Raw genomic sequence first — 24,202 nt, forward strand, 5'->3', positions numbered from 1 at the left:
AAAACAGAACCTAGCTTGAAACTAAATTCTGCTTTCTCAGTTAAATTAGCACTTAATCCAATGATTTTGCTTCTGTTAATTCAATCGCATCAACTTGAATGCCTTGGTTAAGCAATTTTTCTCGTAGATCTGCAACATCAGCTTTACCGTCGATTTGAATTTCAATAGCAACTTTTCCAGATTTACGAGTGGCAACAACGGTACGTTTGATATTGAGATTGTCGTTTGAAATCGTATCTACAATTTTTGCCAAAGTTCCAACCGTATCATCAGCCGAAATAACCACGCGAACACCTTCTTCGCCATAACCAGAAATTTCAAGAAAAGCTTTGAAAACGTCTTTATCTGTAATAACACCATAGACTTGGTCGCTTTCGACAACAGGAACAATTCCAACACGATTTTTCATCATGGTATAAATCGCATCTTCTAGACTTGCGTACGGTGAAACCGTCACAACATCGCGAATCATCACGTCACGAATTTTAGTTTTATTAAGCAAATAATTCATCTCATAAATTGACAAAGTCGTTGCTTTTGAAGGACTAGCTTCTGCCATTGTTCTTTCGGTAACAATCCCGACAAGCTTATCATTTTCGATAACAGGCAAGCGACGCAAGCCTTGTTCTCTCATCATATCAGCCGCATGTGCTACTGTTGTATCAGGAGACACATAAACAACTTTTTTAGTCATAAAATCTTTTACTGCCATAACAATTCTCCGCATTATTTTCTTGTTATTATTATACCACAAACCGCAAACGGTTTCACCAAAGATTGAAAAAATAATGAAAATAAAGCAGACGAGACTGTTGTTAATGATAAAAAGTCTAGGATAACAGCTATCCTAGACTTGGTTAAATACTAAATTCAGTTAACGGTTTGTTAGCCACCGAGGTAAGCCTTGCGGACTTCTTCTGATTCTAACAATTCTTTACCTGTTCCTGAAAGAACAATTTTTCCTGTTTCTAAAACATAACCGCGGTCAGCAATTGCTAACGCTTTATTGGCATTTTGTTCAATCAACAAGACAGTTGTTCCTTGTTTTTGAATATCTTGAATGATGTCAAATATTTCTTGGATAAAAATTGGCGCAAGCCCCATTGACGGTTCATCAAGAAGAAGTAATTTGGGTTGGCTCATCAAAGCACGCCCCATAGCAAGCATCTGTTGCTCACCCCCTGAAAGTGTGGCTGCATCTTGCGATTTACGTTCTTCAAGTCGTGGGAAGCGTTCAAAAACTTTCTTCAAATTCTTTTGATTTTCTTCACGGTCATTACGCAAGAAAGCTCCCAATTCAAGGTTTTCAAGCACAGTTAAGCCTGGGAAAACATGACGTCCTTCAGGAACCTGTGACAAGCCACTAGCAACGATTTTTCGAGCAGGTTCTTTTTGAATTTCTTGTCCTAAGAATTCGATTTTACCAGCACTTGGACGAACCAAACCAGAAATCGTACGAAGAATAGAAGTTTTACCAGCACCATTGGCACCGATAAGTGTGACAACTTCTCCTTCATTGACTTCAAAAGAAACATCTTTTACAGCTTGGATAACGCCGTAATGGACTGATAAATTATCAACTTTTAACATTGTCATTATCCTTCACCTCCAAGATAAGCTTCAATAACACGTTGATTATTTTTGATTTCATCAGGTGTACCGTGAGCAATTAAACGTCCATATTCAAGAACGTAAATACGTTCTGTCACTTCCATTACAAGACTCATATCGTGTTCGATAAGCATAATGGTAATGTCAAATTCTTCTTTGATTTGACGAATTAACTGTGTCAATTCTGCTGTTTCTTGTGGGTTCATCCCAGCAGCAGGTTCATCTAAAAAGAGAATTTTGGGTTCAGTGGCAAGGGCACGTACAATTTCCAAACGACGTTGCTGACCGTAAGGAAGATTTTTAGCTAGGGTATCTGCATCTCCATCCAAATTAAAGATAGCTAACAAATCCATAGCTTTTTGGCGCAACTCTTCCTCGCTTTGATAGAATTTTGGCAAACGAAGAAAGCTTGCAAAGACATGCGATTTATTTTGATTAGCCATGCCAACAAGTACATTTTCCAAAACGGTCATATCTTTAAAGAGACGGATATTTTGGAAAGTACGTGAAAGACCAAGTGATGCGATTTTATAAGGTTTCTTGCTATTTAACAATGTGCCATCCAAAGAAACTGAACCTTCGCTTGGTTCATAGACACCTGTTAAAAGGTTGAAAAGTGTTGTTTTACCAGCACCGTTTGGACCAATAAGACCAACTAATTCTCCCTCATTTAAATGCATTGTGACATCACCAACGGCTGTCAAACCACCGAAATTTTTGGTTAAATTTTTAACATCAAGAAGTGCCATTAATGATTGCCCCCCTTAGTTTTATTAAAGAAACGTGATAATGTGAATTCTTTTGTTCCTAAAAGTCCTCCTGGACGGAAAATCATTACCAAAATTAATGCCAAAGAATAGATAATCATACGGAGGTTTGAAACGTTTTGTAAGAACATGTTAAGAATGCCTAAAACAATGGCTGCTAGAATAGTTCCTGTGATAGAACCTAGCCCACCAAGAACAGCAATAATCAAGTAATCAATTGATTTCATGATAGTAAAGTCTTTTGGTACAACTGTTCCGATGTAACCAACGTAAAGTGAGCCAGCAATAGCTGAAATGATAGCTCCCATTACAAAAATCAAGACTTTCATTCTTGTGATGTTGACACCCATTGCTTCTGCTGCAATCTCATCTTCACGAACAGAAATAACTTGACGTCCAATAGATGAACGTAGGAAATTTAAAATCAAAATCGTAATTGCAACGACAAAGATAAAGATAACTGGCCATGTTGTGTATGGCAAAATTCCTGTCAAACCAGCCGCACCGTTGGTTAAATCGCCACCATTGACAATAACAATACGGATAATTTCAGCCATACCAAGCGTTGCAATCGCAAGGTAGTCACCTTTCAAACGAAGTGTTGGAATACCAAAGACAAGCGCTACAAGAACAGCAATCACAATCCCAACAAGCATTGAGAAATAAAAGCCACCGTAAGTTGGATTTTGTTGTGTGATAATCGCTGTGGCATAAGCACCGATTGCCATAAACCCAGCTTGTCCAAGTGTGAATTGTCCTGAGAAACCGAGCACAAGGTTAGTACCAAGTCCCATTAAAATACTAATCCCAATCCCCATGAGAATTTGAATGTAGTAAAGGTTCAAAATATTAGTTGTTGCTAGAAATTCTAAGATTCCAAAAAGAACAACAATCAAAGCAAGCCAAGAAAGATTGATTTTTAGATTCTTTTTCATTTTCTACACCTTCTCTTTCACGTTTTTGCCAAGAATACCAGCAGGTCTTACCAAAAGAATGATAATTAAGACACCGTAAACAATGGCATCACGATAACTTGAAAGGTTGAGCGAAATTGATAAAGTTTCCAAAATACCAATAACAAATCCACCTAAAGCTGCCCCTGGAATAATGCCGATACCACCCAGAACAGCGGCAACGAAGGCTTTAATACCAGGTGTCATCCCCATTAATGGTTCAATTGAGTTATAGTAAAGACCGATTAACACACCTGCGGCACCTGCAAGTGCTGAACCGAGCGCAAATGTGAAACTAATTGTTGAATTGACGTTAATTCCCATTAATTCAGCTGCATCGCTATCAACAGACACGGCACGCATTGCTTTCCCCATTTTTGTTTTCTTAACGATTAATTGCAAAGCTACCATCAAAGCAAGGGAAACAATTAAAATCAACAATTGAATGTTTGTCACTGTTACAGAGCCAATCTTATAGCTAACAATATCGATAGCTTGCGGGAATGAATGCGTATTTGCGCCAACCAAGAAAACCATACCATATTCAAGGAAGAACGACACACCAATCGCCGTAATCAAGGCTGCAATACGCGTCGAATGACGTAATGGACGATAAGCCAAAAACTCAATAATCATTCCCAGGCAAGCTGTTGCAATCATTGTAAAAATGAGGGCAATCCAGAAATTCATGTGAAGGCTACTAATAGCATAGTAACCGATAAATGCACCTAGCATATAAATATCGCCATGAGCAAAATTAATTAATTTAATAATCCCATAAACCATGGTATACCCAAGAGCAAGTAACGCATAGATACTTCCTAGAATAATACCATTAACCAGTTGTTGGGGGAGCTGTTCTAAAAACATATAATACCAAACTTTCTAGTTATGTGATATAAAGCTAAAGGAAAATGACCTCTAGTTATCTCCTGTAATTTCAACGGCTTCAGCTGAATCTTCAACACCATCTTTCATCTTAACCATCAAAGCTGTCTTGATTGGGTTATGATCTTCATCGATAGTCATTGTACCAGTAACACCTTCAAAATCTGTCAGATTTGCTAAGTTATTAGCAATATCAATTGAAGTTTCTGCACCTTCTGCTGCTTTAGCAATCATATAAACAGAGTCATAAGCAAGCGCTGCAAACATATTTGGTTCTGAACCGTATTTTTCTTTATATGCTGCAATAAATTCTGTTGCTTTATCTGAAAGTGCTGTTTTCGTTGAATAACCCGATACGTAATAAACATCATGCGTATTTGCTGTACCGGCCAAGTCAGCGAAGCTATCATCATTGAAACCATCAGGTCCCAAAATTGGAACTTCGATACCCATATCACGCGCTTGTTTTGTAATGATACCAGTTTCTGTATAATAACCTGGCATTACAATCGCATCATAATCCAAGTTTTTGAATTTTGTCAAGGCTGATTGGAAATCTTTATCCCCTGAAGCAAATGTCGCTGTTGCAACAATCTCTCCGTGATATTTTTCTTGGAATTCCTCAGCAATTCCTTTAGCATAGTCACTTGAGTTATCATAATAAAGAACAACCTTTTTAGCATTTAAATTGCTATAAGCGTACTGTGCTAAAACTTGACCTTGGAAGCTGTCTTGGAAAGTCGTACGGAAAACGTCTTTTTTCACACCATCACTACCCACTGTCAAATCATCCTGTGTACCACTTGGAGTCAACAACGGAACCCCTGTTTTCTGGGCATTCAAACTAGCGGCAGAAACCGCACCAGAAGTGGCTGGACCAATCATTGCATTAACTTGACTTTGAATAGCCAAGTTAGTCGCTGCAGTAGAGGCTTCCGCGTTTTCAGATTTATTATCTTTCGTAACGAGTTCAATTTTTTTACCATCAACACCGCCAGCTTTATTAATCTCTTCAACGGCAAGTTTAATACCGTCATTTTCTGCATTACCATAAGCAGCTACCGCACCAGTCAATTCAAGGTTAACACCAATTTTCAAGGTGTCACCAATCGTTGTTCCTGTGGCATTTGCAGTTACGTCTGGCGACTTACTACAAGCTGCTAAAGTAATTGAGGCTAAAAAAGTTAGCGCTGTGAGCGCAATCTTTTTATGCATAAGAATTTCTCTCCTTAAATTTCTAATAAAAAGTCACTTAAAATAATACTGAATTATCAGAAAATTGTCAATATTCTTTTCGTACTTCTTCATACAAGATTATATTATATCAAAAACGAGCTAAATTGCCTACAAAATTTTCATCGATATTATCAAACTCCGATAATAATACTTCTTTAACAAATTTCAATTCTGAAATTTCTTTTGCAATATCTTCTGCTTCTTCCTTGTTTACATACAAGATCTGATATCGCATTTTATGCGAATGGTATAAAACATCACCAAATTTATTTAACTTTCGAGCATCACGATTATAGTATAAATAAACAATAATCCCCTGACGTTCCTGCTTTTTAAACATGCTTTTTCCTTCCTCCTTTACTACAATTCCCATAATGTGATTTATGTGGTGCCAAAGGCAAACCTGTCTCTACAAAAATATCAGATGAAATAGTTGATGAGATCTTTTGTGATAGCTCTGCTAAATTTTTTTGAACAGCAACTTCACTTTGTCGCAATTGACTAACTTTTTCGTTAATGTCAATGCCCCTTTTTTCCTTAAAAAGTTGACGACGTATTTCAGCAACTTCTGATCGAAAAGCTGCATACGATTTAACATCTTCATAGCTTTGTTTCAAGGCTTGAAAATGCATAATTTTTTCCTGAAGCACAGTATCTGCCAAGAAAACCTCACGTGCTTTCCGATAGTTTTTAACACTTTCCAACTCAAGAAAAGATGCGGCAACCTCATCAATAGCTTCATCAATATCAAATAATTGTTCATCAATTGTCAACATAAAACGATTATACCACAATTAAAGTTAAATGTATCCTTGGTCAGCTCGCAACAAAAAACCCACCAAAGGCGGGTTTAATATATATCTTCAATTAGTTTAATTCGTTGTTTACCATGATTTCGTCGATGAAGCCGTATTCGAGAGTTTCTTGTGCACTCATCCAGTTATCACGTTCAGCATCAGCATGAACTTTTTCCAATGTTTGACCAGAGTTGTCAGCCAAAATTTGTTCCAAGTTTTGACGTGTTTTCAAAAGGTGTTCGGCAGCAATTGCCATATCTGTTTGTTGTGTACCGCCACCAGTACCACCCATTGGTTGGTGAATCATGTATTCAGCATTTGGCAACATGAAACGTTTACCTTTTGCACCTGATGACGCAATAACAGTTCCCATTGAAGCTGCCATACCCATAACAATTGTTTGAACATCTGACTTAATGAAATTCATTGTATCAACAATGGCAAGCCCTGCTGATACTGAACCACCAGGAGTATTAACATAAAGGTAAATATCTTTAGTGTTATCTTGTGCATCAAGGAACAACAATTGGGCAATGATAGAGTTAGCCATATTATCTTCAACTGGTCCAGTCAACATGATAATACGGTCTTTCAAAAGGCGTGAATAAATATCGTATGAGCGTTCGCCACGGCTCGTTTGTTCAATAACTACAGGAATCATATATTTTCTCCTTTATTAAGCTACACGGACAAATTGAAATGGTGACTATCACCTTCTTATCCATGTCTGGTTTTAATAATCAATCTGAAACTATTATAGTCAATTGGTCAAAAAAGGTCAAATAAAAAACGTTAATAATTGACTTTTTCCTGAAGTAAAATAGGGGTTCACTACACGTCAATAGACGGTAGAAACCTTGATTTCATGTGATTTTTGAAACATTGACTTTCATTACATTGCACTACAAATCAATTGAAACTCTACATTTTTTAGATAATAAAATAAAGTAGAACATGCAGATATTAAAAAGAGCACTTCAAATGAGGTGCTCTTTTTAATAGTTAAGCAATCAACTTAACCTTATTTTGTACCGAATAGTCGGTCACCAGCGTCACCAAGACCTGGAACGATGTAACCATGTTCGTTAAGTTTTTCGTCAAGAGTGGCTGTGTAAATGTCGATATCTGGGTGTGCTTCTTGGAGAGCTTTAACACCTTCTGGTGCAGATACGAGACAAACAAATTTAATGTTAGCTGCGCCACGTTTTTTAAGAGAATCAACGGCTAAAATAGCTGAACCACCTGTTGCAAGCATTGGGTCAACCACAAAAATTTGTCGTTGGTCAATATCTTCTGGTAATTTTACAAGGTATTCAACAGGTTGCAATGTTTCTTCATCACGATACATTCCGATATGACCAACTTTAGCAGCTGGAACAAGGCTAAGAAAACCATCAACCATACCGATACCAGCACGTAAAATAGGAACAATTGCTAATTTTTTACCAGCTAATTGTTTTTGAGTTGTTTTTGTAATCGGTGTTTCGATTTCAACATCTTCGAGTGGAAGGTCGCGCAACACTTCATAACCCATAAGCATTGCAATTTCGTTAACTAATTCACGAAAATCTTTAGTTGAAGTTGTTGTGCGACGCAAGATTGATAATTTGTGTTGGATAAGCGGGTGTGAGATAACTTGGAATTTTCCCATGATGTACTCCTTTTATACTGAATTTAGTTTAACCTTATCAATTATAGCAGAAAATGGCAAAATATGCTCACTAATTATGACGAATGTCATACTTTTTTAAAATTAGTCATTATTCTCAGTTTTATGAAAAAAACATCAGCCAATTGGACTGATGTCTTTACTTTCCAAAGACGCTAGCGATGCGTTTGCTGGCTTCTTTTACAGTTTCTAGTGGTGCAGCAACGTTTAGACGAGCAAAACTTTTGCCTTCTTTTCCGAAATGTGCGCCGTCATTTAACACCACTTTTGCTTCCTTTTGAAGTTTTTCATCTAATTGTGGTTGTTCAATGTCATAGGCTGAAAAGTCAAGCCACACAAGGTAAGTTCCCTCAGGCTTCATGACCTTAATCTTGGTATGTTCTTCAAAATAATCCACAACGTAATTAATATTTTCTTCGATAACTTTTTTTAATTCTTCTAACCATGGCTTGCCATAAGTAAAGGCAGTTTCCGTCGTAATCATTCCCAGAGTCGGAACTTCGTGTTGATTATTAGCCAGTTGGACACGTTTAAATTGCTTACGAAGTTTCGGATTTTGAATAATCGCAAAACTGTTTTTCGTACCAGCAATGTTAAATGTTTTCGTAGCTGATGACAGGATAAGTGTAAATTCTTTAAAACGGTCATCAACTGTGTTGAAAGAATGATGCTTATTGCCAAAAAGCGCCAAATCTTGATGAATTTCATCTGAAGCCAATATAACGCCATGTTTTTCACAAAGCTCACCGATTTTTTGTAATTCTTGTGCTGACCAGATACGTCCACCAGGGTTGTGTGGGCTACAAAAAACATAAAGTTTTACCTGATTATCAACGATATCTTTCTCAAGTTGGTCAAAGTCAATTTCAAAATGCCCATTCTTAATAATCAAAGAATTTTCCACTAATTTACGGTCATTTAAGCGAATTGTCCGTGCAAAAGGATAATAAACTGGCGAATTAATCAGCACCGCATCGCCTTTTTCAGTAAAGGCCTGAATAGCAACTGAAATGGCAGGAACAACACCGTCAATGAAAGAAATGTCATCTTTGGTGATGTTGTAGCCGTGTTCTTTTCTTTCCCAATCAATCACTGATTGATAAAGAGAATCCTTAAAATAATTATAGCCAAAGATGTGTTCTTGTCCATAATCTATAATCGCTTCTTTAATTTCTGGAACAGGCAAAAAATCCATATCAGCAACCCAAAGTTGAAGCAAATCAGGGTCATTTTCAGATGCCTGCCATTTATATGTGAAATGTGTTAGACGATTTGGTCTCGTTGTAAAATCATATGTTCCCATACTAAGCCTCCAATGCGTGTTTTAGGTCATCAATCAAATCTTCAACATCTTCGATTCCAATAGATAGGCGCAATAAATCATTGGTTAATCCGTAAGATAAACGAACCTCTTCAGGAATGTCTGCGTGTGTTTGGGTTCTCGGGTAAGTGATTAAACTTTCCACACCACCAAGACTTTCTGCAAATGTAATGATGTCAAGGCTATTGATAATATCTGGAATCTTACTTTCATCAACCACTCTGAAAGAAATCATGCCACCTTTACCCGTATAAAGCACTTCTTTAACAGCAGGTAATTTTTCCAAAAATGCAACAATCTCACGCGCATTTTCAGTTGATTTTTCCATGCGAAGTTTAAGGGTTTTTAGCCCACGCATCAACATATAAGAATCAAATGGTGATAAGGTTGGACCAGTCGTATTGAGATTGTAGAAAAGTTTGTCATATGTCTCTTTGTCGTTTGTAATCACAACGCCTGCTAAGACATCATTATGTCCTGCCAAATATTTTGTGGCTGAATGCACAACAATATCAGCTCCAAGTGGAATTGGATTTTGATAAATTGGGCTGTAAAAAGTATTGTCCACAATAAGCTTAGCGCCCTTGGCATGAGCCGCATTCGCCACTTTTTCAATGTCAAATTCAACCATTAGTGGGTTCGTTGGGGTCTCAATGTAAACAATATCCGTGTCATCAGAAATCGCTGCTAAAAGCTCTGCTTCTGTATTGGTGTATTCAAACGAAAAACGCCCTTCTTTTTCTTTATCATTGAACCAACGGAAAGAGCCACCATATAAGTCACGTGCGGCAACTACTTTGGCTCTAACAGGAAAAATTTCAAAGGCTAAAACAATAGCACTCATACCAGATGACGTTGCAAGTGCATAATCTGCTTTTTCAATCGCTGCAAGTGTCTTTTCAAGCGTTGCGCGTGTTGGATTTTTCGTTCTTGTGTAATCAAAACCTGTTGATTTTCCAAACTCTGGGTGTTGATAAGTTGTGGAAAAATGAATAGGTGCTGCTAACGCTCCTGTCGCTTCATCTGATTTTATTCCTGCATGTGCTAAAATAGTTGCCAATCTACAATCACTTTTCATGGTGTCTCCCCCTCAAAACATATCACTACCAGCTATCTGGTCTATTAAAATTTATAAACTATTCTATCATTTATTCGTTGAAATGCATGACTTTTTCGTTATTCTATTTCTTGATAATCAGCTATAAGTAAAAACTATAACTAAAAAAAACGTCCCTTGGACGTTTTTTTCACGAGCCCAGAAATAAGAAAGCGAGTCAATCCAGTGGACTGTTTTTTCATGAGCTTAAAAATAAAGAAGCGAGTTAGTCCACTGGACTGTTTTCATCGCTCTAAATGTAGTTTTTGGCGGAGTGCTTTTGCTCTGCCACCAATTAATTTATCAAGCAAACGAGTTACTAGGGCAAGGAAGCCGTAAACAAGAACACCTAAGGCACCTACAAGCACAATATAAACAACACTACCAACACGTGTCGTTGGGCTAACAATAAAATGAAGTCCAACGGTTGCTATAGCAACAATAACACCCATCATAGCTGTTAAAATACTAACAAGAAAAATTCCTCGCAACAAAGCTTTACGGTTAAAGCGTGTCACTTCATAAATGCGCTTATACATCAGAACAATCGGTATTGTTAAACCAATGGCTGTGGATAAAAGTGGGCCATAAGCGTGGAAGAAATAGATAAACGGAATTTGCAAAACAATCTTAATAATTAAACCGTAACCAAAATATCGAATAGCTTTGCGATTTTCAAATAAGGCTTGAAGCATAGGTGCTAAAAGGCTATAGAGTGCTAAGAAAATCACTTGCAGCAAGGCACCTACAAATAACCACAGGGCTGTGCTATTTGGCGCACCGTAGAAAAGCGTATAGAGTGGCTGTGCTAAAATAATCGCCCCAAGCATTGCTGGAAAAAGCACCATACACAGCATTTGCAAACTATTAATGACCAAATGAGCTGCTGCTTTTTTGTCTTTATTAACAAAGTTTTCTGTCAAAAGGGGAATACCAGCTCCACCGATGGCAGTAGCCAAAGAAATCAAAATCATCGTTACTTTATTTGGATTACTTGACAAATAAGCATATAAAATTTGCAATTCTTTGGTCGTATGCGACGTAAACAACTTCATTGTGTTGATAAATGACAACTGGTCAACAATCTGGAAGAGTTGAATCGCTGCTCCTGTAATGATAAACGGAATAGCTTCTTTTATCGTTTCAATGATAATCGCATTGGCATCAATATTAACATCATTATTTCCTGCAGAGAAAATAGCTTGCAATTTACCCTCGCGCCAAAGGAAGAAAAGGAGGACGAGGACACTAGCAATCATTCCGATAAAAGCAGCAAACGTTGATTGAACAACGGCTGAAACATAATCACCAGAGCCAATTTTCATAATCATGAAAGCTGTTAAAAGCATCCAAATAACACGGATAATTTGCTCTGCAATTTGGCTCATGGCATAAGGTTTTAAATTATTAAATCCTTGGAAAAAGCCACGTAGAACACTCATTGACGGGAAAAGCAAGAGTGCCCAAGATAAACTTTTCATAACACGAACCAAATCAGCTCCGCCACCACTCCAAGCAGCTAGAATCGGTGAGCCAATGTACATAATTGCCGCAAAAATAAGCCCCAATACCAAGGTCAATCTTAAAATTTTACGTAATAAATAATAACTAGTATCTTCTTGACCTAACGTATTATACTTCGAAACCTGTTTAGCAATGGCAACAGGAATTCCCGCGGTTGAGATGAGTAGGAAAACGGCGTAAATATTATAGCCCATTCCAAAAAGTGCATTGGCTTGCTCACCGTGAGTCCCCATCCAAGCATACCAAGGGATAATGTAGAAAGCACCCAAAAGGCGACTAATAAAGTTTGACGCTGTCAACCATGCCGCCCCGCGCACCATCTGTTGCTGCTGTGTCATATTTGTTTTGTTTTCAGACATAGTATTCTTCCTAATTTTTAAAATAAGCGTTACTTTTTATTATAAACTTTTGATTGTGACTTGTAAAACAAAGACATTAAGTCTAAAATAGAGAGTATGATTACACTTGAAAAAACCCTCGACATTCTGAAAAATGACCATAATTTTCGCGAAATTATTTTCCATAATCACTATTCTTTAGATTGGAAAGAAAATCCAAGTTTTTCTCAGATTAGTTTTGATAGTCGCGAAGCAGATAAATCAACACTTTTCTTTGCCAAAGGTGCGACCTTTAAAAAAGAGTATCTTGAGCAAGCAATTGAAAATGGCTTGACTTTCTATGTTAGCCAAGTTGATTATGAGCTTGATATTCCAGCGATTATCGTTACTGATATCAAAAAAGCCATGAGCTTAATCGCCATGGAATTTTATGGTCATCCAGAAAATGATTTGAAAATCATTGCTTTTACGGGAACAAAAGGGAAAACAACCGCTGCTTATTTTGCCTACAATATCTTGAAACAAAGCCACAGACCTGCGATGTTTTCAACCATGAACACAACTTTGGACGGCAAAACTTTCTTTAAATCAAAATTAACAACGCCTGAAAGTCTTGACCTTTTCAAAATGATGGCAACAGCTGTCCAAAATGGCATGACACACCTTATCATGGAGGTTTCTAGTCAAGCTTATCTGGTTGAACGTGTTTATGGATTGACTTTTGATGTCGGAGCGTTTCTCAACATCAGCCCAGACCATATTGGACCGATTGAACATCCAACATTTGAAGATTATTTCTACCACAAACGCCTTTTAATGGCAAATAGCAAAGCTGTTGTTGTCAATGCAGGTATGGATTATTTTAATGTTGTCGCACAACAAGTTGCCAATACTCCTCATGATTTTTACGGCAAGGATTCTGATAATACGATTGAAAATGGCAGAGCTTTTGACTTTGATGTGACTGGCAAACTAGCAGGACATTATGATATTCAGCTCATTGGCTCATTTAACCAAGAAAATGCGGTTGCTGCTGGTCTTGCTTGTCTGCGTTTGGGAACAAGTCTAGCTGATATTCAAAAAGGAATTGCCCAAACAAGTGTCCCTGGTCGCATGGAAGTCATTACGCAAACTAATGGTGCTAAAGTCTTCGTCGATTATGCGCACAATGGTGACAGTCTTGAAAAACTGTTATCTGTCGTTGAAGAACACCAAAAAGGCGACCTTCACCTGATTCTTGGTGCAACTGGTAATAAGGGAGAAAGCCGTCGTGCTGACTTTGCTCGTGTCATCAATGCTCACCCAAATCTTCACGTTATCTTAACAGCTGATGACCCTAATTACGAAGACCCACAAGCTATTGCCGAAGAAATTGCTAGTCAAGTGACACGTCCACTTGACATTCAAGTTGACCGTGAAAAGGCTATTTCACAAGCTATGGCACGCACTAATAATGAAACAGATGCCGTTATTATCGCTGGTAAAGGAGCTGATGCTTATCAAATCGTAAATGGTGAACGCACAGCTTATGCTGGTGATTTGAATATCGCTAAAAGCTACCTTAATTAGAACGATTTCAAGTATTATTTTGAACAATTCTAATTAATAATAAAAATATTTAAATAATATAAAAATATTCAAAAAAAGGCTTTTCAGAGGTCTTTTTTCTTGTTACAATAAAAAAACAATTCTCGATTTAGGGACTTGTTTTTGGGAAGAAAAATTCCCCTAAAATCATTTTGAAAGGAGGTCGATTATGTCAGATATTTACGCTGAAAACATCTCAGTAGCTTACGATGATAAAGTGATTATCAATGACTTATCTGTCACCATAGCAAAACAAAAAATCACGACAATTATCGGTGCCAATGGTTGTGGTAAATCAACTTTATTAAAAGCTTTAACACGCATTCATGCCCTTAAAGCTGGTCAAGTATTTGTTGACGGAGAAGCAATTGCTCATTTACCAACTAAAGAAATTGCCAAAAAGTTAGCACTACTCCCCCAAATGCTTGAAGCGACTGAAGGGATTTCAGTTTATGAGCTTGTCTCATACGGTCGCTTTCCACATCAAAACTATTTGGGAAGTTTAAGCGACACAGACAAGGAAAAAATCAACTGGGCAATGGAAATAACCAAAGTTGTTGAATTTGCCAATGAAAAAGTTGATTCGCTTTCAGGTGGTCAACGTCAACGTGTTTGGATTGCTATGGCTTTAGCTCAAGACACAGATACTATTTTTTTAGACGAGCCAACAACTTATCTAGATATGAACCACCAGCTGGAAATCTTGGAATTACTCCAAAAACTTAACCAAGATACCCAGAAAACTATTATTATGGTTTTGCACGATTTGAACTTATCAGCACGTTTTTCTGACGAATTGATTGCCATGAAAGCTGGCGCGATTAAATATCACAGTAAGGTTCAAGACATCATGACAGCAGACATTTTACGTGATATTTTTAATATCGAAGCCCATATCGTTCAAGACCCTATCCACAATCGTCCTATTTTGCTGACTTATCAGCTAACATAGATTTTTATTAGGAGAATAGACATGAAAAAGTTTTTCGCCGTTTTAACGACTTTTCTAGCAACATTTTTACTCGTTGCTTGCCATAATACATCATCAACTTCAGATAATACCGAGTTATCTAGCATGCCTAAAATTACTGGATTTTCTTATGAAGGAGATATTCCTAAAAATCCTCAAAAGGTCATTAATTTTGCCTACTCATACACAGGTTATTTATTAGAACTCGGTGTCAATGTTTCAAGTTATTCACTTGATTTAGAAAAAAATAGCCCTGCTTTTGGTGATCAATTAGCTGAGGCTGTCCAATTAACATCAGATGATACCGAAGCTATTGCTACCCAAAAACCAGACCTTATCATCGCTTTTTCAACAGATGAAAATCTTGATGATTTGAAAGCAATTGCTCCTGTTTTAGTCATTGAATACGGTAAAAGTGATTATTTGGAAATGATGACTAATCTCGGAAAAGTTTTTGATAAAGAAGATGAAGCCCAAGAATGGCTTGATAACTGGGAAACTAAAACTGCTGAAGCTAAAGAAGAACTGAGTCAATACATTGATTCATCAACGACTTTTACGGTTATGGATTTTTACGACAAAGATATCTACCTTTATGGTAATAACTGGGGACGTGGTGGTGAGTTGATTTATGATTCGCTTGGTTATGCTGCACCACAAAAAGTCCAAGATGATGTTTTCCCTGCTGGCTGGTTTGGCATTTCACAAGAAGTTCTTGGAGATTATATCGGAGACTACGTTGTTCTTAATGTTAGTGACGACACTAAAGAAGCGGCAGCTTCCCTAAAAGAAAGCGATGTTTGGAACAATATTTCTGCTGTGAAAAATAATCACGTTTTAGAAGTTGATGAAAGCCTCTTCTACTTCTCAGACCCAATGTCGCTTGATAAACAGCTGGATGCTTTTGTATCAGCAATCGAGCAAGCTAATAGTTAAACTCATTTACCAGCTGAGAACTGCCTGCAATCCATACGCTAGGCAGTTTTCGCTGATTTCTCTGAAAGGGAAAGACAATGAAACAACTGTACCTTCTTTTTCAAAAGAATAAACGTTTAAGAGCGTGGCTTCTTTTTTTCAGCCTATGTTTTCTTTTTATCCTTGGTTGGTATTTAAGCCTTCGCTTTGGTGCGGTAGCTTATTCTAATGCTCAATTAATGAGTGTTTTTAGACACCCTTTAACTGATTCTAACTTACAAGATGTGATTTTTGATTTGCGGCTTCCAAGAACCATTGCTGCTATTTTAGTTGGGGCTGCCATGGCACAAGCTGGTAGCATTATTCAAGGCGTTACTCGTAATCCTATTGCTGACCCTGGTTTGCTTGGCATTAATGCTGGCGCTGGTTTAGCCTTGATTGTAGGTTATGCCATTTTTGGTAGTATGCATTACAGTTTGATTTTAATCACTTGTCTGTTTGGTGCGATTTTAGCTGCTATTTTAGTATTTGGAATAGCTTATCATCCTCGAAAAGGATACCAACAACTTCGACTCATTTTAGCAGGTGCTATGATTTCAACCCTATTTTCATCACTTGGTCAGGCAATAACGCTGTATTTTGATTTGTCAAAAGCAGTTATCGGTTGGCAATCTGGTGGCTTAGCACAAATAAATTGGAAAATGTTGGGAATTATTGCGCCTTTTATTATCCTTGGATTGCTATTAGCGCAGCTTTTTGCGCGTCAATTAACCATTCTAAGTCTTGATGAAACAGTTGCTAAAGCTCTGGGGCAACGAACTTTTGCCATGACCATGACTTTCCTTGCTATTGTGGTTATCTTATCGGCTGCCGCCGTGGCTCTTGTTGGCAGCATTGCATTTGTCGGGCTTATCATTCCTCATTTTATCAAAATGTTTGTGGCGAAAGATTATCGGATTATCCTTCCTTTAACAGCATTTGCTGGGAGCACTTTTATGCTTTGGGTCGATTTGATTTGCCGTACAATCAATCCGCCAGCAGAAACGCCAGTTAGTGCGGTTGTTAGTATTGTTGGCTTACCATGCTTTCTGTGGTTGGTGCGAAAGGGGGAAAATTTATGACATCTGGAAAGAAAGTAGCTTGTCATTTCAGTGTTCTCATTTTTCTGTTATGTCTTATTTTCCTGCTATCCTTATCTCTAGGATATGCTAATTCCTCACTTCTAGAGGTTTGCAAGGTCTTTTTAGGAAAATCAGATGCAACCATGTCTTTCATTGTCACGCAAATCAGACTGCCACGCATTTTGGCTTGTATGCTCGGTGGCGGTTCGCTTGCCATGTCAGGTGTGTTGCTTCAAACACTCACTAAAAATCCCTTAGCCGATTCAGGTATTTTAGGAATAAATGCAGGAGCTGGGCTCGTGATTGCGATTATGGTTGGGCTTTTGGATGTTACCAATTCCATGATGATTGCGCTTATGCCATTTTTAGCCATGTTAGGTGGTATTCTGACCATTTGTACTGTTTATTTTGTTTCACGTCAGAAAAATCAGCCGATTAGTCCGACACGCCTTATCATTACAGGTGTTGGGATTTCTAGCTTGCTTTCAGGCATCATGATTTCAATCATTGCTAACCTTGATACGAGTAAGACGGATTATATCGTCTCATGGCTAAGCGGAAAAGTAAGTGGTGGCAATTGGCAGACATTGATGATTTTAGCACCGCTGCTATTAGTCACTTGGCTACTAACTTACAGTCGAAGTTATGCACTAAATATTATGAGCCTTAACGAAGAAACAGCTATCGCTTTAGGTTTAAATCTAAAACGAGAACGTCTCTACACACTAATACTCTCGACTGCCTTGGCGGCGCTTAGTGTTGTTCTTGTGGGCAATATTACATTTATCGGTCTGCTTGCTGGTCACATCACGCGCCAATTATTAGGAAGCGACCACCGCATCAGCCTTCCGTCTAGTCTGCTCATCGGAATGATTATCTTTTTAATCGCCGATACAATTGGACGTGTTTGCTTAGTTGGCACAGGAATTCCAACAGGACTTGTCGTTGCCGTTATCGGAGCTCCTTATTTTCTCTATCTAATGATAAAAACAACGTGAATTGTCCAATGGACTTAACTCGATTTTTAATTTTCAGGCTCATGAAAAACCTGTCCACTGGACAGGTTTTTTAAGCTTTACTGGTAAAAATCAAGTTTTCTTTGTCAAAAAGCATGTTCAATTCGTACTTCCCTTGGTCATTTTTTCGGATATAATCCAATTTTTCCAACGTTTCTACAAAAATATCTGGGCGTTTTTGGGCAACTTCGTCCTTACGACCAAATTTTAACAAAAATGTTGTCATATATTTCAAAGCGTATTGTGGATTGACGTCTCCAAGCAAGTCATACAAAGGTTCTTGCGCTTTAGACATTGGTAAATTATCTGCTAATTTGAAGAAATAATTTGACAAGGTTAACTCACTACGAGCGATACTTGTTTTTTCAACAAGCACCAAATCATTAGCCTCATTTGTCAAACGTGTTTCAAAAGTCAGAGCCATCAAGTCCTCATAGATAGCACTTTGGTCATCTACAAAAAGTTGACTGTCTAAACTAACATTTTCTAGGCTATCAAGCAAGTCAAAACCAATCGTATAGCGTTTATTGTCACGAATAATGTAGCCTGCTTGCACGTATTCCTCAATCAAACGGTCAATTTTGGGAACTTCTGGAAAGTTTGCCTTGATTTGGCGTAAGGTCACATCATCTGTTTGATAAAGAAAATTAATCAAGTCTTGAAAAAAAGCTTGTCTGGTTAATTTATCTGGATTACAAATGTTAATCATGTAATTCTCCTAAATACTGCAAATTCTCGGACTGTGCCAATTGACTAGGGTTAGTCCCAGATTGATTTAACGGAACAGCCACTCCAAGCTCATCATAATATTGCTGCCAAAACTCAGAAATCGTATGCTTGTCATCACCAAACTGCATGGGAATCGTTTCAAAAATCGGCAAAATATCCGCAATATATTGTGAGCAATAATAAGAACCATTATCTGGATAGAAACTGTGATTGTAAGGTCTGCCCAGCAAATGCTCCGCTGCTACCTGAACCTGATCAGCCTTAATCCTAGGATAACGGTAAACAAAAATCCTATGCTGCTTCGTTTTCAAAAATTCCCTTAACTGCTGTTTAATGACACCTTTATCCTTGGTCGCGTGATAAATCATTGAGTCAAAATAAATAGCAACGTGGCTATATTGTCCAGTTGCTTTCTGGATAGCTTGCGACATATCGGAAATTCCGTACATAAAAAGCAAATCGCCAGCTCGCAATTCTTGAATATTCATAGCTTTATTGTAACAAAAAACAAGAATGACTGCTATAAGAAGATAAACTTCACTTTTTAATAAGTTTTTATCTTTGAAGAATTTTTGAGGTCTATGCTATAATGCCAGTATGAAAATATTAATTCCTAACGCCAAAGAATTACATACCAACCAAGATGCTTTTCCAAGCCAACCATTATCTGCCCAGAGCCAAGCAGTGCTCAAAACCTTACAAGAATACCCCGCCGAAAATTTGGCTAATTTCTACAAAATCAATTCAAGTAAAGCTGACCAAGAATGGACACGTTGGCAACGTCTAGCGGATAAACAAGCCAAAACCTATCCCGCATGGCTATTATATGACGGTCTCATGTATCGGTATATGAAACGAACTCAGGTAACCGAAGCGGAGCGACATTATCTTGATAACCACCTTCGTATCGCTACTGCCTTATACGGTTTAATCAGTCCCATGACGTTAATCGCACCACATCGCCTTGATTTTCAAGGAAATCTCAAGATTGACAACACATCATTAAAACAATTTTGGAGACAACAATACAACGAAGAAGTCCAAGATGACGAACTCATCATTTCATTACTGTCATCAGAATTTGAGCAAGTTTTCTCTCCAAATATCCGCAAACGCATGGTTAAAATTGTCTTTATGGAAAATAGAAACGGAAAGCCAAAAGTTCATTCAACCATTTCTAAAAAAGGACGTGGTCGTTTGGTCTCACTAATGGCTGAAAAACAAATTGAAACCATTGAGCAAATCAAACACCTAACCTTTGACGGCTTCCAATTCTCACCAGAATTATCCAAAGACCAAACCCTCACCTTTATCCGTGATCAAGAATAACATCCCAAAAATAAAAAGCAAACCAATCAAATTAACGATTGGTTGGCTTTTGTTATGTTAGGATTTACCGAAATAACATTATTTCATCAAAAAATAAGTAATGAGTGCAATAAGAAGTCCTATTACACCTTCTATCTTTTCTCTTTTTGACGTTTTTGAAAGTGTAATCTCCCAATGGTTTCCTTTTTTATGATAGAGTATTTTTTCGTCTGTCATATTTCTTTTCCTTAACTTCTCCAAAAAAGACGACTCACGTCGCTTTTTTATTATCCCTTATTAATTAAGCGTTGAAGCTCTCTGTTAATTGTGGGACAACTTGTTTTTTACGTGAAACAGCACCTGCAAGGAATGCGTGGTTGTTTTCAAGTTTGAAGTTGAAGGCAGCTTCAACTTTGTCAATGTTTGAACCAAGTGCCAAAATTTCTGAGTTTGAGTTAAGAATATCAGTAATCATAAGTACAAAGTCAGAGTAACCATTTGCAGTATTTGCTGCTGTAATAGCTGCTTCGATTTCTGCTTGGCGTTCAAGAACTTCGTTAATATCAACTGTGTTAACTTGTGCTACACGAACTTGGTTTCCATTAAGTTCAAATGTTTTAGCGTCAATGTCAATCAATTCTTCAGCAGATTTTGTTGCCAAGTTTGTACCAGCTTTAAGCAATGCCAAACCATATTCTTCAAGGTTTACACCTGCGATTTCTGCCAAGTCAGCAGCAACAGCTGGGTCAGTTGAGTGAGTTGTTGGTGATTTAAGAAGAAGTGTATCTGAAATCAAACCAGACAAAAGCAAACCAGCCATTTCTTTAGGAATAACAACGTTATTTTCTTTGTATAGGCGGTAAACGATTGATGAAGCTGAACCAACTGGTTCTAAACGCATGTAAAGTGGGTTAGCTGTTTCAAAATTTGCAACACGGTGGTGATCAACAACTTCGATAACTTCAACGTCACGAATATCAGAGATTGATTGTTGGAATTCGTTGTGGTCTGTCAAAATAACTTGGTCAGCCCCTTCAGCTTTTGCTGATTCAACAACACGTGGTGCTTCTACGCCAAAGTAATTCAAAGCGAAAGTTGTTTCTTCATTAGGTGTTCCAAGAGCAACAGCTTCAGCATCAACACCAAGTTCACGTTTCAAATAAGCATAAGCAACTGATGAACCGATAGCATCAGAGTCTGGATTTTGGTGACCAAAAACTAAAATTTTAGACATGTTTTCTACCTCATAATAATTATTTATTCTTATTTTAGCAAAATTTAAAGGAGATAGCAAAGTCAGTAGCTGCTTTTATCGCAATAATAACACAAAAAGAGCACCTTTATCACTAATTATTGTTAATTACTGATAAAAATGCTTTTACTTTAGTCTTTTTCTGTCGTGTTTTGTTTGAAATCATTGCTGATGTTTTCGACATCTGGCATTTCATTATCAGAAGAATCGTCCTTAGCGGCTTCTGCTTTTGCAGTTTTTTCTTGCTCTAAGGCTAAGCGTAACAAGCGTTCTTCTTCTTCACGATTTTCTTGATTGCGGATAGCTTCTTGTTCTTTGCGATAAGCCATGTACTTTCGGCTATTATCCACAATATGCAATTTCTTCACACCTTTGACGAGCAAACGCCAAATAAATGTAATAAGCGATTCAATCAAGAGTAAGATTTCAATCGCAATGACACCAAGTAAACTCCAAGCCATAAAAAGCGTCACCAATAATTGAGAAAAAATTTTTTTCAGATTACCTAGGTCATTATTATGGATAGACAATGTTTCTAGAAAAAGGTTCAAGATACCTTGTAATAGCCCAGATTTTACAGACTTGTCATCATCTAAATCAAAAGTCGCCTCATCTTGATTTGGCAAGACAAGGACAATGTCCCCGTCTTGAATATAGTCAACCTTGTCTCCTAGTTTTATGTCAAAATCAAATAAATCACGCGCAAGCTTTTTTATTTTTCCGTCTTGCATCAAGTAAACGAATTCGTCGTCAAATTTTAAAACTTTGTAACTGTTCATAGATTCCACCTTATGCTAGAGCTTACCAAAGTTTCAAGCTAATGTCAATATTTTTACTGATGAATCCGTTTCATGTATTCGGTGTAAGATTCTGTATGCATCAGGTCTTTGGCATTTTGCACACGTTCCTTCGTTGGAGGTTTAACGCCCTCCAAAGTATATGGAATGCCAAGCTCATGCCATTTAAATTCACCCAAGGTATGATAAGGAAGAATTTCAAATTTATCCACATTTTTCAACGTTGCGACAAATTTACCAAGTTCAACCAAATCATCATCAAAATCAGTTAATCCAGGTACCAAAACGTGACGAATCCAAACAGGAATACCCTTATCAGATAAATAACGCGCAAATGCCAAAATATTAGTATTTGGCTGACGTGTCACAACAATATGTTGTTTAGGATTAATTTCTTTCAAATCTAAAAGAACCAAATCTGTTACTGCTAACAATTTATCCACAATTTCATGGTATTCTGGTGTGTCACGAAAAGCAAAACCACAAGTATCTAGCGTGCAATGGATTCCCAATTCTTTTGCTTTTGTGAAAAGTGCTGTGACAAATTCAATCTGTAACATGGCTTCACCACCTGATACGGTAATGCCACCATTGTTTCCCCAGAAATGCTTGTAACGCAAAGCTTCAGCCAATACATCATCAACTGTGCGTTCTTGCGATTTATTGGTTTCCATAGCCCAAGTGTCTGGATTGTGGCAATATTGACAGCGCATCTTACAGCCCTGCATAAAAATTACAAACCGAATCCCTGGACCGTCCACAGAACCAAAACTTTCTGTTGAGTGAATCATCCCAGTTACTTTTCCGTAATCAATTTCAGTCATTTTTTTCTTCCTTTGTAACCGTTTTTTCTGCTTTCATTATAACATTTTCTAAAGGAAAAAGACTAAGATTAGCTTAGTCTTCTTCAATACTCTGTTCTATATCAGAAAAAATAACTTTCAGTTTTGTAACACGTCCATCTTTAACTTTATCATTTGTCAAAGCAAGGTGTTTTTCTTTCGTATCCACTTCAAACGTTTCACGACTATCTTGGTCCGGAATATTTCCCACACCAGTTAGGTAGTAACCAGCAATAGTATCCACATCATCACTTTCAAGATCGACGTCAAAATAGTCATTAAATTCGTTGATGGTCATTGTCCCAAGAACAATATAAGTATGTTCACCAATTTCACGGACAAATTGCTCTGCTTTATCTGTTTCGTCGTCGATTTCTCCGACGATTTCTTCAAGCAAATCCTCAAGTGTGACAATACCTGCAACGCCACCATATTCGTCCAACAAAATTGCCATTTGATTTTGGGTATTTCTCAATTGGCGTAACAAATCGTCCACAAAAATCGTTTCTGGAACAAAGAGCGGTTCTTGCAAAATCTTACGCAAGACAATATTGTCAAAACCATCACGGAAACCAGCGTCCAGCAAGCGTTTGGTGTGAAGTACACCAACAATCTTATCCTTATCATCATCATAGACAGGAATACGTGAAAAATTCTGTTTGAGAATTTCTTGAATATTTTCTTGTGTATCATCATTGATGTCAATCATGAAAGCGTCTGTTCTTGGAACCATAACTTCACGCGCCATTAATTCGTCGAGCGAAAAGATACCTTGTAACATCTCAATTTCTTCAGCATCTAGAGTTTCTTCACTATTTGACAGCATGTATTCAATTTCATCACGGGTCATTTTTTCGTCCGCATCATCAAATTGCATTGGCGTAATACGTGAGAGAAGATTGGTTGACGCTGATAAGAGCCAAACAAAAGGACTAACAATTTTTCCAAGAAAAATGATAACAGGGGCAGAGATAACAGCCAGATTTTCCTTGAGATTCATGGCAATACGTTTTGGATAAAGCTCACCAAGAACAATGGAAATATAGGTCAAAAAGACAAGGGAAATAACACTACCTGCTGTCTGAGCCCAAACAAAATCTCCAAACCAAGACGCAATAACACCCCCAAGAGAGGCAGATAAGCTAGCCCCCTGTAAGAGACTGATAAAGGTGATACCAACTTGAATCGTTGATAAAAAATTATTAGGATTTTCCAAAACAGACAATAGACGAATGAATTTCTTATCGCCTTCTTCTGCTTTTTGTTCAACACGTGAACGATTAAGGGAAACTAATGCCATCTCAGAAGCTGAGAAAAAAGCATTTAGCAAGGTCAAAATTAATAATAAAACAAATTGCAAAATTAAATTCTGACTGGGGTCTTCCATATCAATTCTACTCCTATTCTTCAAATATCTATTATGGTAAGATTTTATTCTCCACGACAAAATAGTACAGTAATTACA

26 protein-coding genes are annotated in these 24,202 nt (G+C 37.5%); 6 read left to right on the forward strand and 20 right to left on the reverse strand.

What is annotated here, in order from left to right; translation table 11 throughout:
- Nucleotides 1-52: 52 nt before the first annotated feature.
- The 13 genes from E8M05_RS08705 to E8M05_RS08765 all read right to left on the reverse strand — a co-directional run bounded on the left by E8M05_RS08705 (nt 53) and on the right by E8M05_RS08765 (nt 12,221).
- Nucleotides 53-712 carry a CBS domain-containing protein gene (locus E8M05_RS08705; RefSeq protein ID WP_013852169.1) on the reverse strand — a complete coding sequence of 220 codons (660 nt, stop codon included), beginning with the start codon at nt 710-712 and terminating at the stop codon, nt 53-55.
- 173 nt (nt 713-885) lie between these two features.
- On the reverse strand, nt 886-1,596 hold the full coding sequence (locus E8M05_RS08710; RefSeq protein ID WP_003066018.1) for an ABC transporter ATP-binding protein: 711 nt from the start codon (nt 1,594-1,596) through the stop codon (nt 886-888).
- Nucleotides 1,596-2,360 carry an ABC transporter ATP-binding protein gene (locus E8M05_RS08715; protein WP_003066020.1) on the reverse strand — a complete coding sequence of 255 codons (765 nt, stop codon included), beginning with the start codon at nt 2,358-2,360 and terminating at the stop codon, nt 1,596-1,598. Before E8M05_RS08715 ends, E8M05_RS08710 begins: the two co-directional genes overlap by 1 nt.
- Entirely contained in the window at nt 2,360-3,313 is a 954-nt protein-coding gene (locus tag E8M05_RS08720; RefSeq protein WP_003066023.1) for a branched-chain amino acid ABC transporter permease, read from the reverse strand. Before E8M05_RS08720 ends, E8M05_RS08715 begins: the two co-directional genes overlap by 1 nt.
- Before the next feature lie 3 nt (nt 3,314-3,316).
- Nucleotides 3,317-4,201 (reverse strand): branched-chain amino acid ABC transporter permease, encoded by an 885-nt coding sequence (locus tag E8M05_RS08725; protein ID WP_003066025.1) that lies wholly within the window; start codon nt 4,199-4,201, stop codon nt 3,317-3,319.
- Between the two features lie 51 nt (nt 4,202-4,252).
- Nucleotides 4,253-5,434: an ABC transporter substrate-binding protein gene (locus E8M05_RS08730; protein WP_003066027.1), complete on the reverse strand. Its 1,182-nt coding sequence runs from the start codon at nt 5,432-5,434 to the stop codon at nt 4,253-4,255.
- A 109-nt stretch (nt 5,435-5,543) separates the two neighbouring features.
- A complete protein-coding gene (locus tag E8M05_RS08735; RefSeq protein WP_003066029.1) occupies nt 5,544-5,795 on the reverse strand; it encodes a YlbG family protein in 252 nt (83 codons plus the stop codon).
- Nucleotides 5,788-6,231: a YlbF/YmcA family competence regulator gene (locus E8M05_RS08740; protein WP_003066031.1), complete on the reverse strand. Its 444-nt coding sequence runs from the start codon at nt 6,229-6,231 to the stop codon at nt 5,788-5,790. The genes E8M05_RS08735 and E8M05_RS08740 overlap by 8 nt, the downstream gene beginning before the upstream one ends.
- A 91-nt stretch (nt 6,232-6,322) precedes the next feature.
- On the reverse strand, nt 6,323-6,913 hold the full coding sequence (gene clpP, locus E8M05_RS08745; protein WP_003066032.1) for an ATP-dependent Clp protease proteolytic subunit ClpP: 591 nt from the start codon (nt 6,911-6,913) through the stop codon (nt 6,323-6,325).
- A 360-nt stretch (nt 6,914-7,273) separates the two neighbouring features.
- Nucleotides 7,274-7,903, reverse strand: a complete 630-nt coding sequence (gene upp / locus E8M05_RS08750; protein ID WP_003066034.1) for a uracil phosphoribosyltransferase — start codon at nt 7,901-7,903, stop codon at nt 7,274-7,276.
- 157 nt (nt 7,904-8,060) lie between these two features.
- Nucleotides 8,061-9,224 (reverse strand): MalY/PatB family protein, encoded by a 1,164-nt coding sequence (locus E8M05_RS08755; RefSeq protein ID WP_003066036.1) that lies wholly within the window; start codon nt 9,222-9,224, stop codon nt 8,061-8,063.
- Nucleotide 9,225: 1 nt separating this feature from the next.
- On the reverse strand, nt 9,226-10,320 hold the full coding sequence (locus E8M05_RS08760) for a cystathionine gamma-synthase (RefSeq protein WP_003066037.1): 1,095 nt from the start codon (nt 10,318-10,320) through the stop codon (nt 9,226-9,228).
- A 263-nt stretch (nt 10,321-10,583) separates the two neighbouring features.
- A complete protein-coding gene (locus E8M05_RS08765; RefSeq protein WP_003066039.1) occupies nt 10,584-12,221 on the reverse strand; it encodes a putative polysaccharide biosynthesis protein in 1,638 nt (545 codons plus the stop codon).
- Nucleotides 12,222-12,317: 96 nt separating this feature from the next.
- Here E8M05_RS08765 and E8M05_RS08770 point away from each other — a divergent pair, with 96 nt between their 5' ends.
- The 5 genes from E8M05_RS08770 to E8M05_RS08790 all read left to right on the forward strand — a co-directional run bounded on the left by E8M05_RS08770 (nt 12,318) and on the right by E8M05_RS08790 (nt 17,791).
- Nucleotides 12,318-13,769, forward strand: a complete 1,452-nt coding sequence (locus E8M05_RS08770) for a UDP-N-acetylmuramoyl-L-alanyl-D-glutamate--L-lysine ligase (protein ID WP_003066041.1) — start codon at nt 12,318-12,320, stop codon at nt 13,767-13,769.
- Nucleotides 13,770-13,956: 187 nt separating this feature from the next.
- A complete protein-coding gene (locus E8M05_RS08775) occupies nt 13,957-14,739 on the forward strand; it encodes an ABC transporter ATP-binding protein (RefSeq protein ID WP_003066043.1) in 783 nt (260 codons plus the stop codon).
- Nucleotides 14,740-14,760: 21 nt separating this feature from the next.
- Nucleotides 14,761-15,693 (forward strand): ABC transporter substrate-binding protein, encoded by a 933-nt coding sequence (locus E8M05_RS08780; RefSeq protein WP_003066045.1) that lies wholly within the window; start codon nt 14,761-14,763, stop codon nt 15,691-15,693.
- Between the two features lie 77 nt (nt 15,694-15,770).
- Nucleotides 15,771-16,793, forward strand: coding sequence for a FecCD family ABC transporter permease (locus tag E8M05_RS08785; RefSeq protein WP_003066047.1), 1,023 nt, complete (start codon nt 15,771-15,773; stop codon nt 16,791-16,793).
- Complete coding sequence (locus E8M05_RS08790; RefSeq protein WP_013852170.1) at nt 16,790-17,791, forward strand: FecCD family ABC transporter permease; 1,002 nt, start codon at nt 16,790-16,792, stop codon at nt 17,789-17,791. Before E8M05_RS08785 ends, E8M05_RS08790 begins: the two co-directional genes overlap by 4 nt.
- Before the next feature lie 70 nt (nt 17,792-17,861).
- Here the strand turns inward: E8M05_RS08790 and E8M05_RS08795 are convergent, their stop codons facing one another.
- Nucleotides 17,862-18,518, reverse strand: coding sequence for a DUF1803 domain-containing protein (locus E8M05_RS08795; RefSeq protein ID WP_003066051.1), 657 nt, complete (start codon nt 18,516-18,518; stop codon nt 17,862-17,864).
- On the reverse strand, nt 18,511-19,026 hold the full coding sequence (locus E8M05_RS08800) for a YiiX/YebB-like N1pC/P60 family cysteine hydrolase (RefSeq protein ID WP_003066053.1): 516 nt from the start codon (nt 19,024-19,026) through the stop codon (nt 18,511-18,513). The genes E8M05_RS08795 and E8M05_RS08800 overlap by 8 nt, the downstream gene beginning before the upstream one ends.
- Before the next feature lie 109 nt (nt 19,027-19,135).
- Between E8M05_RS08800 and yaaA the strand changes: the two genes are divergently transcribed.
- Nucleotides 19,136-19,867 carry a peroxide stress protein YaaA gene (gene yaaA, locus E8M05_RS08805; protein ID WP_003066055.1) on the forward strand — a complete coding sequence of 244 codons (732 nt, stop codon included), beginning with the start codon at nt 19,136-19,138 and terminating at the stop codon, nt 19,865-19,867.
- Between the two features lie 78 nt (nt 19,868-19,945).
- Here the strand turns inward: yaaA and E8M05_RS11230 are convergent, their stop codons facing one another.
- The 5 genes from E8M05_RS11230 to E8M05_RS08825 form a co-directional block, all read right to left on the reverse strand.
- A complete protein-coding gene (locus E8M05_RS11230; protein WP_003066058.1) occupies nt 19,946-20,083 on the reverse strand; it encodes a hypothetical protein in 138 nt (45 codons plus the stop codon).
- A 64-nt stretch (nt 20,084-20,147) separates the two neighbouring features.
- A complete protein-coding gene (locus E8M05_RS08810) occupies nt 20,148-21,080 on the reverse strand; it encodes a manganese-dependent inorganic pyrophosphatase (protein ID WP_003066060.1) in 933 nt (310 codons plus the stop codon).
- A 149-nt stretch (nt 21,081-21,229) separates the two neighbouring features.
- The gene (locus E8M05_RS08815) at nt 21,230-21,877 is read right to left on the reverse strand and encodes a hypothetical protein (RefSeq protein WP_003066062.1); all 648 of its coding nucleotides are present in this window, start codon (nt 21,875-21,877) and stop codon (nt 21,230-21,232) included.
- A 53-nt stretch (nt 21,878-21,930) separates the two neighbouring features.
- Nucleotides 21,931-22,719, reverse strand: coding sequence for a pyruvate formate-lyase-activating protein (pflA, locus tag E8M05_RS08820; RefSeq protein ID WP_003066064.1), 789 nt, complete (start codon nt 22,717-22,719; stop codon nt 21,931-21,933).
- A gap of 73 nt (nt 22,720-22,792) precedes the next feature.
- Nucleotides 22,793-24,124, reverse strand: coding sequence for a hemolysin family protein (locus tag E8M05_RS08825; RefSeq protein ID WP_003066066.1), 1,332 nt, complete (start codon nt 24,122-24,124; stop codon nt 22,793-22,795).
- Nucleotides 24,125-24,202: the final 78 nt, after the last annotated feature.

Source organism: Streptococcus pasteurianus (assembly GCF_004843545.1).
Lineage (GTDB): Bacteria > Bacillota > Bacilli > Lactobacillales > Streptococcaceae > Streptococcus > Streptococcus pasteurianus.